Annotated in this window: 11 protein-coding genes; 2 read left to right on the plus strand and 9 right to left on the minus strand. The window is 54.1% G+C overall.

The window, feature by feature from the left end:
• Positions 1-366: 366 nt before the first annotated feature.
• Positions 367-4998 carry an ATP-binding protein gene (locus BSZ35_RS00060; RefSeq protein ID WP_146109953.1) on the minus strand — a complete coding sequence of 1544 codons (4632 nt, stop codon included), beginning with the start codon at positions 4996-4998 and terminating at the stop codon, positions 367-369.
• A gap of 3 nt (positions 4999-5001) precedes the next feature.
• On the opposite strand from BSZ35_RS00060, the gene BSZ35_RS19690 reads away from it, so the two are divergent.
• Positions 5002-5322: a hypothetical protein gene (locus BSZ35_RS19690; RefSeq protein ID WP_105010526.1), complete on the plus strand. Its 321-nt coding sequence runs from the start codon at positions 5002-5004 to the stop codon at positions 5320-5322.
• 746 nt (positions 5323-6068) lie between these two features.
• On the opposite strand, the gene BSZ35_RS00070 is transcribed toward BSZ35_RS19690, so the two are convergent.
• The 4 genes from BSZ35_RS00070 to BSZ35_RS00085 form a co-directional block, all read right to left on the minus strand.
• Positions 6069-6278, minus strand: coding sequence for a tyrosine-type recombinase/integrase (locus BSZ35_RS00070; protein WP_105010527.1), 210 nt, complete (start codon positions 6276-6278; stop codon positions 6069-6071).
• 137 nt (positions 6279-6415) lie between these two features.
• A complete protein-coding gene (locus BSZ35_RS00075; protein ID WP_105010528.1) occupies positions 6416-9259 on the minus strand; it encodes a tetratricopeptide repeat protein in 2844 nt (947 codons plus the stop codon).
• A gap of 232 nt (positions 9260-9491) precedes the next feature.
• Complete coding sequence (locus BSZ35_RS00080) at positions 9492-10736, minus strand: site-specific integrase (RefSeq protein ID WP_105010529.1); 1245 nt, start codon at positions 10734-10736, stop codon at positions 9492-9494.
• Between the two features lie 58 nt (positions 10737-10794).
• Entirely contained in the window at positions 10795-11157 is a 363-nt protein-coding gene (locus BSZ35_RS00085) for a hypothetical protein (RefSeq protein WP_105010530.1), read from the minus strand.
• A 529-nt stretch (positions 11158-11686) separates the two neighbouring features.
• Here BSZ35_RS00085 and BSZ35_RS00090 point away from each other — a divergent pair.
• Complete coding sequence (locus BSZ35_RS00090; RefSeq protein WP_105010531.1) at positions 11687-12958, plus strand: PIN-like domain-containing protein; 1272 nt, start codon at positions 11687-11689, stop codon at positions 12956-12958.
• A 604-nt stretch (positions 12959-13562) separates the two neighbouring features.
• On the opposite strand, the gene BSZ35_RS00100 is transcribed toward BSZ35_RS00090, so the two are convergent.
• The 4 genes from BSZ35_RS00100 to BSZ35_RS00115 all read right to left on the minus strand — a co-directional run bounded on the left by BSZ35_RS00100 (position 13563) and on the right by BSZ35_RS00115 (position 17421).
• The gene (locus BSZ35_RS00100) at positions 13563-14765 is read right to left on the minus strand and encodes a ThiF family adenylyltransferase (protein ID WP_181149106.1); all 1203 of its coding nucleotides are present in this window, start codon (positions 14763-14765) and stop codon (positions 13563-13565) included.
• 609 nt (positions 14766-15374) lie between these two features.
• Positions 15375-15875, minus strand: a complete 501-nt coding sequence (locus BSZ35_RS00105) for a YegP family protein (RefSeq protein WP_105010534.1) — start codon at positions 15873-15875, stop codon at positions 15375-15377.
• A gap of 70 nt (positions 15876-15945) precedes the next feature.
• Positions 15946-16527: a hypothetical protein gene (locus BSZ35_RS00110; RefSeq protein WP_105010535.1), complete on the minus strand. Its 582-nt coding sequence runs from the start codon at positions 16525-16527 to the stop codon at positions 15946-15948.
• Positions 16528-16566: 39 nt separating this feature from the next.
• Entirely contained in the window at positions 16567-17421 is an 855-nt protein-coding gene (locus tag BSZ35_RS00115; protein WP_105010536.1) for a hypothetical protein, read from the minus strand.
• Positions 17422-17553: the final 132 nt, after the last annotated feature.

Genomic DNA, 17553 nt, shown 5'->3' on the forward strand with positions numbered 1-17553 from the left:
GTACTGGTTGAAAGTTTCCCAGGCGGCGTGGCCGGAGTGCTCTTTAACGCGCCGCTCGGCTTTCCCGGCGGGGACCGCCTACATAATGAAGCCCCCCGGTAGAGAGTGGGCCGAGTACGCCTTTGGATCGAGTCCGGTTTCGCTTCTCTGTAGCACGAAAAGTATTGGATAACCACATTAACGGGAAAACTCCATGGCAAGCATCTTTACGGCACTTACCGTCCACTTTTGTGTGGATATTACAGAAAGGCCGAACATGCTCTCCAGGGAACTCTGTCGAGAGTCGAGGAGTCCGCGTTGTGGAAGAACAAGCGGTTCCTGCTCGCTTGAATTGCAGCGAAGAAGCAATTCAGGCGGTTATTGAAGCTACTCTTTGTCTTGCTCGAACAGAGCCTGAACTTTTTCCTCAAACTCCTCCTCTCGGAGGAGGCCCTGGTCACGAAGATTAGCTAGCTGGTCGTACTGCTCCTGCCGTTCCGGGGCCAAATCGTCCGGTTCGCGTTCGGACTCCTCCGAGATCAGCACATTAAGTTCCAGTTCGGGACACTCTTTGGCAATGGCCTCTGCGTAATCGATCGCGCCAGCCTGCACATGGGCCTGCACCAGCGAGTAGACACCCTCGGCGGCAGCCTTCACGTCAAAAGGGTGCTGTGTGAGGCTCTGGCGAAGGAGGGGGCGCGGCTCGTCGGTGTGTTCTAATAAGGTCTCGCGCCAGGTGGTGAGGAAGTCCGTCCAGCCGTCGTGGGGCAACTCAATCTGAGGCATATGTTGAGCAAATGAATCTGCCTGCCCTGCCTCGGCCTGCTGTTCAGCAATTTCTCTGATGGCAGCGACCCTCTTAGAAAGGTCGGCAATGGAGACGGCAACATCGATTGCAAAATCGACACCTCCAGAACGACTGATCGTGGAGCTAAGGCCGAGGAGTAGCTCGGTGCGACTCGGATCATGATCAACCGCTCGGGCAGTGTCAAATGCCCGCTCAAAGATGGCTCGTGCTCGTTTAGATTCACCAAAGTCAGCAACAAGTGCGGCAAGGCCGGAGAGGGCCCAGGCGCGATCACCTTCATCGTCGATCGCCTGGACAGTCTCAAGGGCCTGTTCAAAGTCTCCGTCGTTGGCGATAACGGAGTCGATCGAGGTAAAAGCCCTCCCACGATTATCGGAGAAGATCCTGACGTGGTCGTCGAAGGAGACTTTAGTACGGCCGTTCTCGTTGTCGATCTCCAATGCTGCGCCGAAGGCCTGCTCGAAGATCGACCTTGCGGATTCGGTTTCTCCGAGATCGGTGAGAAGGGAATGGACCGAAGAGAAAACCTCGGCGCGCCTTAAGTTTGAGTCAATATCCTGTGTGGTGTAGAGGACCTGTTCCAAAGTAGCCAATGCCTCTTCGGTTTCACCGTGGTTGGTGAAGACGGAGGCGAAGCTGAGCAGAACCTCAGCGTGTCTCCGGTCGTCATCAATCAATTCTGCGGCAGTGCGGACCCGTGTGGAGATCGTCTTTGCACATTTGATATCTCTGGTTTCAGTAAGGACGGAAGCAAGGTCGAATAGAGCATCGGCGCATCTCCAGTCATCATTGATCTCCTGGAAGGCATCGAGGACTCTTTCGAAAAGCGGCAGGGTTTGTTCGATAGCACCGGCCTCGATAAGGGCAGAGGCCACGCCGGAAAGGGCCTTAGCGCGATAGGGCTCGTAGTCGATTGCTCGGACCTCGTCAAGGGCCTGCTCGAAAAGCGGCAGGGTTTGTTCGATAGCGCTTGCCTCGGCAAGGGCAGAGGCCACGCCGGAAAGGGCCTCGTAGCGGTTGTATTCGCTATCGATTGCGCGGGTCTCGTCAAGGATCTGCTTGAAGAGCGGTAGGGTCTGCTCGACAGTACCAGCCTCGGCAAGGGCAGCGGTGAGGTCGGAGAGAGCCTCGGCGCGGCGTCTGTTTGAGTCGATCGAGCTCGAAACGTCGAGGGCTCGACTGAAGGTAGCGCGCGCCTGCTCGATATGACCTGCCTCAGTGAGAGCGGATGCCAGGTCGGTGAGGACCTCGGCGCGGTGGTAGCCGTCGCCGATTGATCGAGCAGTATAAAGAGCTCGGTCAAAGGAGCCGGTCTCGGCGAGGGCTGAAGTCAAATTTGAGAGTGCTTGGGCGCGTTCGTTAAAAACTGAGTCGTCGTCAATCGATAGGGCGGTGTCGAGAGCTTGGTCGAAGGTATCGGTTGCCTGCGCATGTTGGCCTTCCTCGGCCAAGACTGAGGCTAAGTCGGAAAGGACCTCCACGCGTGTGCGCCTATGGTCTATGGAGCAGGCAACGTCGAGGGCTCGGTCAAAGGTAGCGGTTGCCTGTTCGCGCTGGCCGGTCTCGATAAGGAAAGAGCCAAGACTGGAGAGAGCGGCAACAAATTTAGTGTTCGACTCGATTGTCTGGGCAACCCGGCGGACTTCTTTTGCCTGCACTGTCAGGTAAGGGGTACTACCCCTGCTTTTGATACGGCTCAGCAGTGCTTCAGTGAGTCCTTTCGAATCTGAGGTTCGGAGCAGCAGGCTCGTCAAATCGACCGAGGGAAATACCGCGGCTACTTGATCCGCCCACCAAATAATAAGCTCTTTGTTAAAAAACTTGTCCCAGTCGACCGCATTAGTGCCCGGCGCAACCTGCTCATCCACTGCGTCGAGCACCTGCTGCACCTTCTCTGAAGAGCGCTCCTCTTCGGGCCAATCGGCCTGTCGGTTCACCTCAATCCAGATCAGCTGTAGGGCCGCCAGAAAGTACTTCTCCTCGCCCAAAACTTCTATCCTTTGGAGCGCAACCTCCATTCGTCCTTTTTCTGCCCACCGGAAGGCCTGCGTGACGCGTTCCTTCGCCTCCCGGGCTACACGTCCTGCATCCAATGCCAGGCGGCAGAGCCGGGCGTCATCGTCGGGCGTTTTCCCATTCCGTCCTACGTAGGCCTCCAGCCCCACCTCGTAGGAGGCAAACGTTGCCTCATACTGTTTGAAGGTCTGAACCTGTTTTTCCTGGAATCTATCACCAGCAAGTAGATCGTACAGGTCGGCGTGGCGGCCGGCATCACGCTGGTGGACCGCACCGTAGCGCAGAGCATACCGTCGAGCCGTTTCATTTTTTCGTTCTCCCCACTTGGCCGTCTTCTCTGCTAGCCTCTCCTGCATCTTCTCACAGGTGCCCTCGTGCTTTTCCCGAAGCCACTCCCGAAGACTCTCATGAAAGAGCTGCACGGCCTTCCGAGAAAAGGCGTCTTCAGGGGTATCTTCCGCCGGGTAGAGCGCCTCCGGACTCGCCTCGTGGAGCAGTTCCATCGCCTCTCGCACCGCCGAACTCGCCTGCATCGGATTGACCTCCAGGTAGTCTGCAATCGCCTCCTCTGTCAGCGGCGTCTTCGTCTCTGCCAGGAGGTGAAGTAGGCCAAGAACGGTTTGATTCTCACCGTCCTTCGTGACCCGCCGTACCGCCTCTTCGTAAAGCTTTCCGATCTTCTCAGGCAGGGCATCGATGTCCCCCACTTCGATCTTGCCCTGAACGAGTTCCTCCACTAGAAGGGTCAGGTAGAGTGGGTTGCCCTCCGACCTTTCAGCCACCGCCTCCACATAGTCCTCGTCAAAGGCCGGGTCGTACTTGTTTGCACCTTCGTAGAGAATCGCCCGCACCTCGCGCTTGCCAAGCGGCCCCACCGTCATCTTCGAGCGTGTCTCCCGCCTGCGCCCCTCATAGAACTCTTTTGCTTCGGGCGTTTCCCTGCTCGATATGATAACTGGGAGCCAGGACCTCGATTCAGGGATGTACCGGCCCAACTCCGGCGCCTCGTCGAGACCGTCCACCAGGAGAAGGGTTCGCTTCGGGTTGTCCTCACCAGTCTTTCCCTCTATGGCTTCCAGGCGAGCGGAGAGCTGCTCCTGTAGCTCGACCGGCTCACTACCAATACCGTGTCCGTCTAACCCGTAGCGCTCATCGAGGTGGCGACACAGGTACCGAAGAAACCGAACCGGGTCGTTCTTTCCTTCCGACCAACGAATGAAAAACTCGATCACAGGCGGCGGATCGATCGGGGTGCCGTTCTCACCTGTCAGGATCTGCCCGTCGGCATCGATGCCCGCTTCGATCTCACGGACCACCTGGGCGAGGAGGGCGCTTTTCCCGATGCCAGGCGCCCCGAAGACCATCAAGGTACCCTCCCCACCCGCGGCAAAGCCTCGTAGATGCGCCCGTACCTCGTGCCGTCCCTTAAACGCCTCAGTCAGGACTGCCATCTCGTGGGTAAAGCTTTCCAGCTCGGTGGATACCTCCTCTCGCCAGGCCCGAAGAGGAAGCCGATTGAGAAACGGATCGTAGAGGTCCTCGTCCCGGCGGTGAACTGGCCCCTCGTAGTTGAGCTGGTAAACCGCTCGGTTCTTAAGGGCGTCGAAGAAGAAGAAGCGGAGTTCTCCAGCAGAGACGGCCCCGCCCGAATCAGCCTCCGCTTCGGCGGTGACGCCAAGGGGCCAGAGGTCAATCATGTCCCGCTCGGATTCATCTGGTAGAAGAGCAGCGGCATGACCTTCTGGCACGTCTGCTTTGATAGACTGGCGGTCGCCACCAACAAAAAGCTGAGCGTCTCCATACTTCCCTCGAGCTGCGAGTCCAATCTTCGTGAACAGCGGCGTGTGAACCAGCTCCTTCAAAACCGGGAGGTACTCTCCCACATCATTGAGACACTCCTCCGGTGGTGGCGTGGCCCCGTGCCCGTACTGGTTGCGGAAGCTAACGAGGTGATGCTCGTTTTCCAGATCGGTCAACCGCTCAAACCGGTCCCACGGGAGCGAAGGAGCAGCGTCTATTTCATCGAAGGCCCCGACCGCCTCCCTGAAGAATCTGTTCCATGTACCAAGTGACGGGGTCCGCAGGCTCTGAGCAAGTAGAACCTTAATCTGATTAGGAATGTCTCCAACCGTAAGTAGGTCGCTGAGGGCGAGGATAGTGTGCCATTTGACGGCCCACTCGACTGCGTCGATCAAACGGTGGACCTGCCGGAAGGGCTCTTCCCCGGTTTCCACGAGACGAATCAGGTGGTAGAGGGGACTAGGAAGTTCATTGTATTGGTCTTCAGAGAGGGGGCTGCCGTCCGGTTCCAACGGGCCCCATTTATCGGTCGGCTCGGGTGGTGCCTTCTGGGCGGCTTTGCCTATCAGGGTATTTTTTACGTCCTCAGCAACGCTGTCTGCCGCTCCTTCAGACAAGCCCGCCTCATGAGCTTTTTTCTTAAACTCGGATTTTATCTCTGGGAGACGCTTATTCCTGTATACCTCGTCGTGGAAGCGTACAGCGATTTCTTCAACTAACTCCGAAAAGCGATCGGAGGATAGGATTTGTTCGGCGAGGTCTTCTGCATTGGAAGCAGAAACGGACATAGGCAGAAACGAAACTTCAGCAAAAGAAATGCTGAGGAAAGGACAGCTCAAAACGTTCCTTCTGAGTCCAAGCGCTCGTTCTCTCTGGCCAGAAAAGAAATCGGACAGTTCGAAAACTAAGAGGCGAAGCACTGTCTGGCAAGATAGGAGCCTCTGGATCGAACGGAGGACAAAACCAACGGTAAAATGATCAAAGAAGCCGCGGGATGTTTTGTACGCCGACCAGAATGCGTCTGAGCTTATTCTTGCTCTTTCCACTGTCGACGTCGGCGCCCCAGTAAGTGCCGTATCACCAGTCGAACTTCACGATCGGATCCTCCGAAGCACAGAGCCAACAGGCAGGAGACGATTTTGCAGGTACGATTTAGAGCATGTACCGGTTGTGGAAGCGGTGTACTGCGAGCTGAGCCACCCTAAGGGCTAGGAGGGGGTCTACAACTGGATCAAGTCCTCCTCACCGTGGCTTAGCGCACGAGGCGTATGACCAAAAACGGAAACCAGATCTCAAACCGAGGCAGGTCCAGGGAACCTTCAAAGCTTAGGTTCGGGCAAACGGGATACCATACTGCTGGCCTTCCGAGAGGAGGAATAAGGGAATTCGCTCGCTGGCGACCTCTTACGATAGGCGATCCGAATCCTCAAGCGAAGAGGTCAGGTGCCAAGCAGATTCCGAGGAGTCAGAGTCCAATTCCCTCAGCGGGACTGTCCTGGAAAGTCCCTGCCTCCTCGACGTACTGGTTGAAGGTCTCCCACGAGGCGTGGCCGGAGTGCTCTTTCACGCGCCGCTCGGCCTTCCCGGCCCGGATTGCCTGCGTGATAAAGCCCGCCCGGAGAGAGTGGGCCGAGTACTCGTCTGGGTCCAGAGCTGCCCCCGACTTTTGTACCATGGTGAATGTTAGGCGGGGACATCTAAAGCGGCTCTTGAACGAGGATGCCTATTTGGCATAGGACCAAAGTCGAACTCAGATCATTTGAAAGATAAGAGTTAGAACCGGATTCGGAGAAATTAATACTGACTAGCACTTTATTCCTCCTCCTTCCAAGGGTAAGAGCCACAATACGACCGATCCAGTTCACAAGCCCGATCTACACTCCGGGTGGCCTTGTTTTCTCTTCCTGTCCTGTAAAGAGCAATTCCACGGTAGAACCAAGTCGCCCCTGCAGAGGAATCAGCTCGTAATGCCTGATCATAACTCTCGATAGCCTTTGGGAGGTTACCACGCTCCATCAACAGTATGCCACGATGAAACCAGATTTGAGCTTCGGAGGAATCGGATTCAAGAGCTCGATTCAAGCTCTCAATTGCCTCGTTTACACTGTCTTGTTTCGCCAAAGCGACACCTCGGTTGGCCAGCGCCTGTGTGTGGGTTGGATCCACCTCTATGGCCTGTTCATAGCTCTTTATAGCATCGGATATCTTACCCAATTCATCCAATGCAACTCCTCGATTGTACCATAACTCTGAATTAGAAGAATCAATTTTAAGGGCGTGATTAAAGTTTTCCAGTGCCTCTTTCAAATTCCCCAGCTTTCCTAGGACGATTCCCCGCTCAATCCAGGCCCTTTTATCGGAAGGGTCGAGTTCGATAGCCCGGCTGTAGCTTCTGATCGCCTCCTCTAATCTCCCTCGTTGTTGCAATGCATCACCAAGATTGCCCCAGGTTTTCACCTTGGTAGAGTCTAGATCAACAGCTTGATTATAGTTCTCGATTGCTTCCTCTAAGTGACCAGTTTTTTTCAGAGCGAGGCCTCGATTGGTCCAAGCCTTTTCAAAAGAAGAATCGATTTCGATTGCCTGATTGTAGCTCGCAATAGCTGCTTCTAATTTACCCTTCTCTTTCAATACGTTGCCACGATTTATCCACGCCTCTGCTAGCGTGGAGTCGGCCTCAATTGCTTGTTTGAAACTCCTGTTTGCTCGTTCAAGGCTATCCTGTTGAGCAAGTGTTAAACCTCGTCCGTTCCATGCTATTGCTGAGGAAGAGTCAATTTCAATAGCCCGGTTATAACTCGCCAAGGCAGTAGCGAGCTCACCTTGTTCTACTAGGATATTTCCCCTCTGTAGCCATGACTCCGTGTAGGAAGAGTCTGCTCGAATAGCCCTGTCGAAGCTTTCGAATGCTTTCCTAAGGTTTCCGCGATTCTTATACGCCTCCCCGCGACCATACCATGCCCGTACATTTAAGGAGTCATACTTGATAGCTTGATTGTAGCTTCGGATCGCTTTTTCAAGGTTGTTGCCCCTTTTCAACGCGTCACCACGGTTGCTCCATGCCTTTACATTGGAGGAATCCGCCTCAATTGCGTGGTTGTAACTCTCGATGGCTAGCTGGATGCTGTCCTGCTTCTCCAGTGCGAAACCGTGGTTATTCCATGCCTTCGAAAGGACGGAGTCAATCCGAACGACATCAATGGCGTATTCGAAGCTTTCGGTTGCCTTTTCGAAGTTGTTTTGTCTCAAGAGCATGTCACCTCGACCTATCCACGCGGTCGCATAGCTAGAATCGATCTCGATAGCTTGATCGTAGCTCTCAATTGCTTTCGCGGGATTCCTCTCTTCAAGTGCAATACCCCGGTTTTGCCATGCCTTAGCTAATGACGGGTCGAGCGTAGTAGCCCGTTCATAGTTTTCGATGGCATTATCAATTTTTCCTTGCCTCCTCAACGCTACACCTCGGTTAGACCAAGCCTGAGCCAAGGAAGAATTTGCCTCGATGGCTTGGTTAAAGTTGTATATTGCTTCGTCAAGTTCATTACGCTCTAAAAGCACGACCCCCTTGTTAAACCAGGCCTCCGCCAAAGAGGAATCGATCTCGATTGCCCTTTCGTAGTAGCCGAACGCTTTCTTAGACTTCCCTTTCTCATTCAACGCTGCTCCTAAATTAATCCACGTCCAACCGTAGGAAGAGTCAGCTTCTATGGCTCGTTGATAGCTTTTAATAGCACCGTCTAAGTCACCTTCATTTTGTAAGGCAAGGCCCTTCATAAAATACTGGGGCAAGTACAGGGAGCCAGGGATGTCTTCCGGTCGCTCCCATTGTTCTAGAGCATCGTCATAGAAGCCGATAGCATCAACATATGCCCCCTGTCTAAAGCGTGCATAGCCCAAAGTGGCCAGTACTATGTGTTCGACCTTGTCCGCTATTTTCCACTCGAACTTTCTCGGAGTCGAGGTCGCATAGACACTTTCGCTCCTTTGGGGAATTTTGAGATTCTCAGGTTCCCCCACAATCTCAAACTGAAGAGTGGCCCTCGCACTATCAGGAGCGGTGCCAGTTCTATACCAACCCCAGAGAACAACATCTGCATCTTCAGCTTTCCCTATCTTCCGTGCTTTCTCTCTTCCTTCCTGCACAGTTATTGTGCGTCCCAATGCCAAAACCTTAATACTGTTTAGTTTGGTCGACCTACTTCTGAGCTGTGTCAGGATCGATTCCGTGACTCCATACTTTTCGTCAGGACCGTCGAGATTAGCTACAAGAATCCGAAATTCGTTCGAATCTGCATAATATTTACCTCTTAAGTGGCTAAAACCATTATACAAAGCGGCTATATTTATAGATACTAGAAAAACTGTAGCCATTATCCTATAAGTTGATTTGTACCTTGGGGATGACCCCTCAACACCTTCAATCCCTCTTCCGATAGGCCTTTTTGAAAGAATAACGTATAATAGGAACGCACATACCAATAGAAATGCTCCTCCTGCAAGTACCGCAACGGATAGGGTAGTGTCATCTTTTAGAGATTCCGAAATGCTAAGCACACCAGATAAAATTGGTATTGAGGCAACACCCCAATATACTATTTTCTTGACGTATCGTATAATTCGTGAAGACTCACCCCTATTAGCATCACTATTACTCATAATAATGTGTTAATAGATTACGTGACGAAACTCGCTCGCGTGGGGGGTGGGGTGAAATGATTCACAAGATCGCGGTTTGCAAGACGAAACCGACCAACTTAATTAGTTCTTAGACTTAAGAGGGGGTAACGTCACCATTATAGTTGACCTTCAACTTTTACGCTATGGACAACAAAAGAAGTAACAGCCACTTTTACCACACCATGGTGGAACGTAAACGAAGAGATTCCTTCTAAAGCCCAATCCCCTCGGCCGGATTGTCCTGAAAGGTCCCCGCTTCCTCAACGTACTGGTTGAACGTCTCCCACGATGCGTGGCCGGAGTGCTCCTTGACGCGCCGCTCGGCCTTGCCAGCGCGGATCGCCTGCGTGATGAAACCCGCCCGGAGGGAGTGGGCCGAGTAGGCCTCCGGGTCGAGGCCCGCGCTCTCGGCGTGTCGTTTTAAGACCGTAGAGACGTACTGAGCGGTCATCGCGCTCTCGCCGATCGACTCGCACCGGTAGAAGCGCCGGAAAATATCACCCTCAAACTGTCCATCCACCTCACGCTCGGCAGCTTGAAGCCACTGCCGGAGAGCGGTTACCGGGCAGGTTTCTTTGTTGGAGCCATAGGGGAGCCCCTTGACCAACCCGGAGCCCTCCTGGTCGCTCTTCGACCGGCGGACGTAGACGTTCACGCCCTCGCCCTCGACAAACTCGACATCGTCCGTGGTGAGGCCCACGAGCTCACTCCGCCGAAGCGCCCCGGTCCAGCCGACCAGGAGGAGCGCGCGGTCGCGAAGGGCGGTAAGTGTAAGGCGCCCAGTGGATCCGCCGTCAGAGCTGGAGTAACGGGGAAGGTGCTCAATAATGGACCTCAGGTCTTCGACCATAAGGGGCGGGGCGCCATCCTGCTGGCGGGTTTTCTCCCGGACGATCCCCTTCCAGATCTTTCGGAGCGGACCTTCGGCCACTGACGCCGGCGACTCGTAGCCTTCTTCTTTGTGGAGGGAGGCGATGGCCGCGAGACGGCGTTCCAGCGTCGCGAGGCTGAGGTCGTCAGCCCGGGCCCCGAGATAGAGTCCAATTGTCTTCGGGGTGGCCGGAAGCCACTCCCGCTCGTATTTTTTGCACCAGTGCCGAAAGTCCTCCAGATCGGCCGCGTAGGCCCGAATCGTATTCTCCGCCTGTGCCTGGGCGGCAAAGTCTTCCAGTCGGCCGAGACTCACCTGCAGCTCGCGTAGGCGCTCCGGATCCTCCAATGCCCTGCTTTCACCGCCGGGATCGCCCGCTTCAGCGTCTACCTCGGTTGACTCAGAGTCGCCATCCGAGCTTGTACCCGAACTGGAAGGGTTCTGTCCAATCTCAGAGAGGGGAGGCGGTGCCAATTCGCCCGGTCGATTCCCACCGGGTTCGTTACCAGCACTCTCTTGGCCGCCTTCGTGGTCATCAGTCTCCTGAGGTGAGTCGTCGGCTGGGGGACTTGCCTGGTCGGTCATAGGGGCAGTTGCGTCAGTGCTGGTGTGGCTCGGCTTCTACTGATGATTCGTCCCGAGACTAGCTCTCGGTCGAATTGGCTTCGGAGGAATCCCCAGAGGAGTCCTCATCGGTGAGATTGTCTCTCAAGGAGTCTGGGCGGCCGGGCAGGCGGGCCATTTCGAGGTTCGCCCGCGGCCAGGGAAGGTTGCTCGTCCATTGGAGTTGACCCTCGTCGTCGAAGTACTCCATGCGGCCGCCGGTTTGGACAGCAATGACCGGCGCATTGAAGTGCACGAACTGGGCACTGCTCATCGCGGCACCCGCGCCGGAGAGGCTCTCCGAGGACCAAACTACCCACGCGGCCCCACCCAAGGCGATCGATGGTTTGCCCTGGCGCCGGATCGTTTCCAATATGGGATTGGCGATCGTCGAGTCGGGCATTCGCCAATCGAGGACTTAATTATAAGGTATGCGTCCGGGACACCGGTGTCTTCAAGTCGGCCGCTCAACCACTATCAGGGTAGGTAATATTTTCCCGGATAACAACCGATAAGCTCGCCTTATCGGTCCTTATAATCTATGGCTGAGATTCGGTATCATGGCGGGGGTTTTGACGCAATGATTTCGATCAACATCTCGCAGGAGGACTACCCGCTAGGCGCTTCACCGACTTGATTAAGGTTAAGACCACACAAGTGTTTTGGAGCTCGCGAAGCTCCTTCCGCTCACCTGTGCAATGAAACCCTCGGCGCTTTTTCTCTCGTTCCGATCGGCTTGCTTCAGCCAGTTTCGAATGTTGTCTCGGTTGGTTTTCAAAGTGGAGGAATTTCCACCGTACTGGGCAACTCCAATGGGAGCAAAGGACGCTCCCGCTTCACGGCCAAGAAGTATCTGCGGCGAATCAATTGGCAGTGGATCGCCTTCATTTCAACACTGCACGCTGCGACTTAAGTGCTTCGAGACGACCAGAATGATGCAGAACCAGTTTCCTTGGCTCATACAGCCCAACGAAGAGGACTTTAACACGCTCTGGCAGGAAGGGACCTTTGTCTTTGACACCAATGTTCTTTTGGACCTGTATCGCAGGTCTCGGTCATTCAAAGAAGACTTTTTTAAGGTATTAGAGGCACTCGATGGACGAGTCTGGTTGCCCCATAAGGTTGCTGAGGAGTTCCTGCGAAATAGATCTGGACCTATTGCTTCACAACTGGGTGACCTAGATCTGGCTGAAGAGGCGGTCGAGGCCTGGTCTGAGAACCTTCAAAAACTGAGTAACCTACAAGACAAGCTCGAGGATATCGGGGATCGCAAGGGACCAATAGAACGAGAGGTCGACGATCTGCTCGGTGAAAGCGAACGTCTTCAGGAGGCCGTGGAGGAGTATAAGAATCAGGTTCTTAGATCAATTAATTCTCTCCGCGAAGAATTGCTTCCTTCAAGCCCGCGAGCGAGGAAGGATGAAGACGATACGCTGGCCAAGCTAGAAGAGATTTTTGAAGATCGGGTCGGTGAGCCATACGGTGAGGATGACCGGAATGAGATTTATGAGGAAGGAAACAGACGTTATTCCAAAAATATTCCACCCGGCTTTGGAGACGACAGCGAAGACAGAGAGTCCCGAAAATATGCTGATCTAGTAATCTGGAAGCAGATAATCGATTATGCTTCCGGTCATGATGTGGATGTTGTCTTCGTAACCAGAGATACGACAAAAGACGACTGGTGGGAAGAAAAAAGCGGTCGCACTATAGGACCTCATACCGAGCTTCGAAAGGAATTCTATCAGAAGACTGGATCCCTCTTTTGGATGTACCAAGGCCCGAGGTTCTTGAATATAGCGAAGGAAGAACTGGGTGTGGATGTGAAACCCACCTCAATTGAGGAGGCTCAGCATAAGGATATCTCCCAATCGGAGAATGAAATGCTGCAAAGAGCCGCCTCTAATTTCCAGTTGCATAGTACAATAGAGGAGATTCGAAGAGCTTTGGAGCGTGCTCACGAATCAGAATCTATGCCTTCTAGGGATCTCGTTGAAAGACTCCAGGATGTTATCGAAAGTCAGGAGAAAAGCTCCTCTCGTTTACACAAGAAGATTTCTCGAGCCATGAAAAGGGGACAGTCATCCCAGTTAGAACAATTGGTTCGTGCATTAGCTCACGCGCCCGTCGACCCCTCCCTCAAACGGCTAAAGGATCAACTCGAGATATATACAAAGAGCGGAGAAGAGCAGGAGAAAGAGTAAACTACCCCGCGCTTCCGCACGGGGCATTCTCTGATGACTTCGTGACTACGCCCTTATCGGTTGTTATATTTTAGGGGCGATTTGCAGGGTCGAAACGAGGACAACCTACTCGGTAAGGGTACTTCTCGTCATTTCGACCATCAACCGATCTTGTGGGAAAGTAAAAGCTGAAATGTCTCTTCTCATGATTCTCCCACCTACCACTATTAAGACAGGAACCGCGCAGTCGTAACTCTCGGACCGTTGTATCTTGCACATGTGAGTCCGGTCGGTGACGCTCGGTCGAGGTGACTTGTCCGGATGAGTGTGCCATTCGCCCAAGTAGTAGACGCCGTCATCCCAGAGCGCGTTAAGCCGCTCGCTGAGCCCTCTTTTGCCCCGCTCGAACCAATACCGCCCACCGGTTGAATCAGGTGGTGGACCTATGACCTTCGACACTTCCGCCACGCGGTTCGAATTGACGTACTGGCCTACGAGGATTCCACCCGTTTCGGCAGGAGCGGCCTCCTGTCCGAGCGACAATATCTTCCGTACTGGGCTGTCGAGGAGGCGTAAGCGGTACTGCCCATCCGGTGACCGAAAACTGATCGCGTCACTGTCAGAGTTACCCATGCTCTGGCAATCGCTCCTCTTCAAAGTAGTCGCTTAAAGATCCTACCTGGACGCCAAGACGGTCTTTCGTATGCTCGATAACCTTCAACCGTGGCTCCACCGCACCTGGACCTTTCTCTGAGGCTTCTTGAAGCTGCTGCTCCATCCACTTAAGTGCAGGGCTGATTAGGGCTGTGATATCGTCCTGCCGAGCCTCAAACACAGGGTGGTGGCACCCAGTCCCCTCCCAGGGGAGCTCCTTATCGGCTGACTCTTCCCCTTCCACGTAGTACCACGGTTCCATTCTTTCATCGAACGCATCTACCGGAAAGGAGCTAGCGAAAGCTGAGGAGACGTAGAGGCGGCGGGCTTGGGCGCTGATTGAAAGCGAGAAAAAGAGCTTCTTCTCCTCCCACTCGAAGCTTCGGAGCTGTCGTAGCGTCTCGGCTTCCGCGGTGCAGTCGATGACTATGTCGGCCTTCCGAACTTTCTTTTTCCAACGATCATTGCTGGGTGGAAAGTGCTGTGGACATCCATAAACCTCAACGTTCGGCGAGAGGCTCTCAAGTCGGGTGGCAAGAGCTTCGGCCTTGTTCTGGCCAACCTCATCAAGGGAAAGGGTATGACGCACCAGGTTTCCCGCCTCCAGCGTATCGCGGTCCATGACGAAAAGTTTGCGAGCTCGCCCTCGCACCAATAGTTCGCTGAGAGTACTCCCCAGCGCTCCCGCGCCGATAAGGAGGATGGTGTCAGTTGACAGGCTCTTGTTGAGCTTTCCGCGTGTGGAAACTTCCATCGGACTCCAGTTCCTTGAGCGAAGCCAGCAGATTGGGTCGTCGTCATTGGTCTGATAAGAACCTTCGCCGTTATCAAATTGGACGACCGCCCCCCACCAGTGCATCTGCTTCGGAGCTTCCCCAACCCGGTCTGGAATCGGAAAACCGACCAGAAGGATAAAGTTCTCTTTTCTCCTTGGAAGTACATTCCGCAAGTGTACGTCGAGGTTAACGTCTTGGTGGTTGCATACCGCTCGGAGCTCGCCCCAGGTCTTCGGCGGCCGCCACTTTTCGGTCACAGGCACCTCCGGAAGCCGGACCCACCTTCCAGTCACGTCTGCATTTGGCAGATCATCGATGTAGCCCCCCCAGGAGATACGCTTGACTGCGCTTCCCGCATTTGTGCGATATCGCCGTACAACCAAAAGGTTATTGCCCATAGCCCCGAAGGAGCATTGTCCCCCTTGGACTGCACCGTCCCACTCGTGGAGCCATCCTTCATTCTCGTGGAAAGCTACGGTAGGTTGCCAATGTAGAAACCTGTGTGAAACGGTTGGTCGAACAGGAAGCGTGAAGTGTTCGCCATCCTGGAGGAGCTTCCCCACCGAAGCGAGTTCGTACCAACGCAATGCACGTTGGACATACCACTTCAGCTGGCCGTGTCGATCCTTCGGTTCTTCCCCACCACCGAGGCGACCTAGATTGTGCCTCGGGTGGTTAAGGCACAGCCCTTCTTTCCTCCATGGTTTGCGCTCATCCAGAGAGGGACCGTAGACCATATGGGGATACGTACCTTCGATCCCATCCGTCTCCGCGGGATGGATCGACACGCTTCCCTCTGGGTACTTGGGGCTTGCCAGAACGTACGCATCTGTCGGAGAAGAAATTGGTCCCCCCTCCGGGACATCTGGATAGAGCTTCAACCTCAAGGCCCACCGATTGCGCCGGCTATGCCAGGTCCACTCTTCGGTGACTTTAACAGGGCCCAGATCTCGAAGCGACAGGGTACCTACATGCAGCGATGGTGGGAGGCTCGGCTCGGTCATGATCTACGCGAATTGCTCACGATCAGGGTCCGAAGGATCTGCGGGCGGTACGAAGCCACCGTTCGAATCGTCTTCGTCGTCACCATCTTCGTCATTCCCACCGGAACCGTCCTCTTCAGTCTCGTCGATAATTTCAGCGACAGGCCCCTGATTCTGAAGGAGTTCAATCCCACTCCGGGCGTCGCCGCGATTATGATAGCCCTCACTTGCTACAGCGATGATCTCGCTGTTGGGTGCCCGCAAGCGCCATCGATACTCCCCTTCGTCGTCCTGGTAGAGCTCAAACCAGGAATCGGACTCATGCTCCTTTGGGGACGGTGTCGTCAGGTCTTCCACTTCGGCGCCAGGAGCATACCCTTGAACTCGCTCTACCGCAGCGAGGCACTCGTCTAGTTCCTCGTAGCTTTCACCCGGCACTGCGATCTCTTCGCCGTTGCGGGCGATGAAGGTCCACCGGTACTCGTTGGCAGCGTCTTCGAAAATGCGAAACTTAGTATTTCTCATAGCTCCATATTTATTCACTGGATAAAATGCATCCGTTTTACCCAGTGCCAAAAAAAGTGTTTCGACACTCTCAGAGCACGCGCACCTGCCACTCTTGCCCCCCTGACGGACTGCTGACCTTTTCACGGCGAATGAGCCCCAGCTCGTCGAGACTACGGAGACGGTTGTTTGCGTTTTGAACAGACTGGCCGAGCCTAGAGGCCACCTCAGCTGTCGTCGCGGGAGCAGACTCCCTGACAACTTCGAATGTCTCCATCAGATGAGGTTTGACCTCGCCGATAGGTTTGATATCGGAAAGGGGATCGTCAGCGCTGCTAGCTACCAGCACAGCCATCCCCTCTTCGGAAAGCGCAGTCTCGATACCATCTAGGAAGTCGTCTTGCTCCTCAGATAGAAGGATGATGTGACGATCACCATACTCTCCAGAGCTCTGACGACGAAGAGGCGTTCGGACTGTTGGCTTCGAATACGAATAGCCGATGTACTCCAAGCCGCGGAGGTCGAGAGCTATGACTGCCTTCTCTGGCCGAGACCTGATGAATCGGTCAAGGTCAGGGCGATTGCGCTCTGCTTCCTCTACGTCGTGGAGTATTTCACTACCGAATTCTTCTCGGAAGCTAAAGGATTCTATGTCGGGTAAAACTGTTTTCATGTATCCAATGATACAGAGCAGAAGAACTGCTGTCAAGCGCTACTTGAGCTCCTCAGTAAGAATTCGGCACCATACGAGCGTTCCGGGGAAGAATTGTCGGAAATACCTGAATTTTACTTTGTCGAGAAGCTCAGCACATCCGTCATAGGAAACCAACTCAAAGTCGGCACCAAGCGCTTCGAGTGTGTTGACAGCCGATCTAAGGCCACCGCCGCGTTCCTGATCTCTATGTGTGAGACGGGATACTCCCTGTTCGACAACAGCCTTGATAGCTTCTCTGGAACTTCGGAATTCATGTGATGGGCTGGTGTTTAGGGAGCTTCGAATTCCCTCCCCAAGGTCTCCGATCGCAAGCTCAAGTCGGTCATTGTAGACCTGGACTTGAAGGGCACCGTAGTCCATTCCATCTTCGCCACCATTGCCCGTAGAAACCCTGGTGTGCTGTCGGACATTCATCAAGGCTTCACTGAGCACTGAAAATGGTTTCCTCCACTCCTCAACGTGTTCACTCAGGAATTTTCTGATGACCTCAGTCGCATCCTGAAGTTCCTGCTGATCCAAAACAATGAGTTCTGTAAACTCGACGGATGGATTCCGGACGTGATGATCCAGCGCGCTGAGATCCTCATAGACGCGAGCCTCCCTGTGGAGGCTTTCGAAGAGGTCTACACGGTGAAGGTAAGATAGGACGTTCTTGTCATTCGGAACCACTATCTCTGTTGAATACCCATTCCGTCCACGGTACTGAACAATGAGAGTGAGTGCCACGATCCCTGGTGGATACGCAAATTCCACGTGACTCAAGTCAACCTTCAAATGCTCCTCTTCGTGGCAGGCCTTCGCCAAGTCTTTCCATTGGTATACTCCAAAATGTGGGCTAGCGTCAATCGTCACTCCTATGGAGACGTGTTCATGGGAAGATGTTGAGTGGCCAAAATGCTAATTATGAGGGCCCCTTTGAATTTGAGCAGTTTGGCTAGGAAGTGTCTTCGTCAACATGGAATGGTGTTGTTTGTAACTGGAAAC

Source organism: Salinibacter sp. 10B (assembly GCF_002954405.1).
GTDB lineage: Bacteria > Bacteroidota > Rhodothermia > Rhodothermales > Salinibacteraceae > Salinibacter.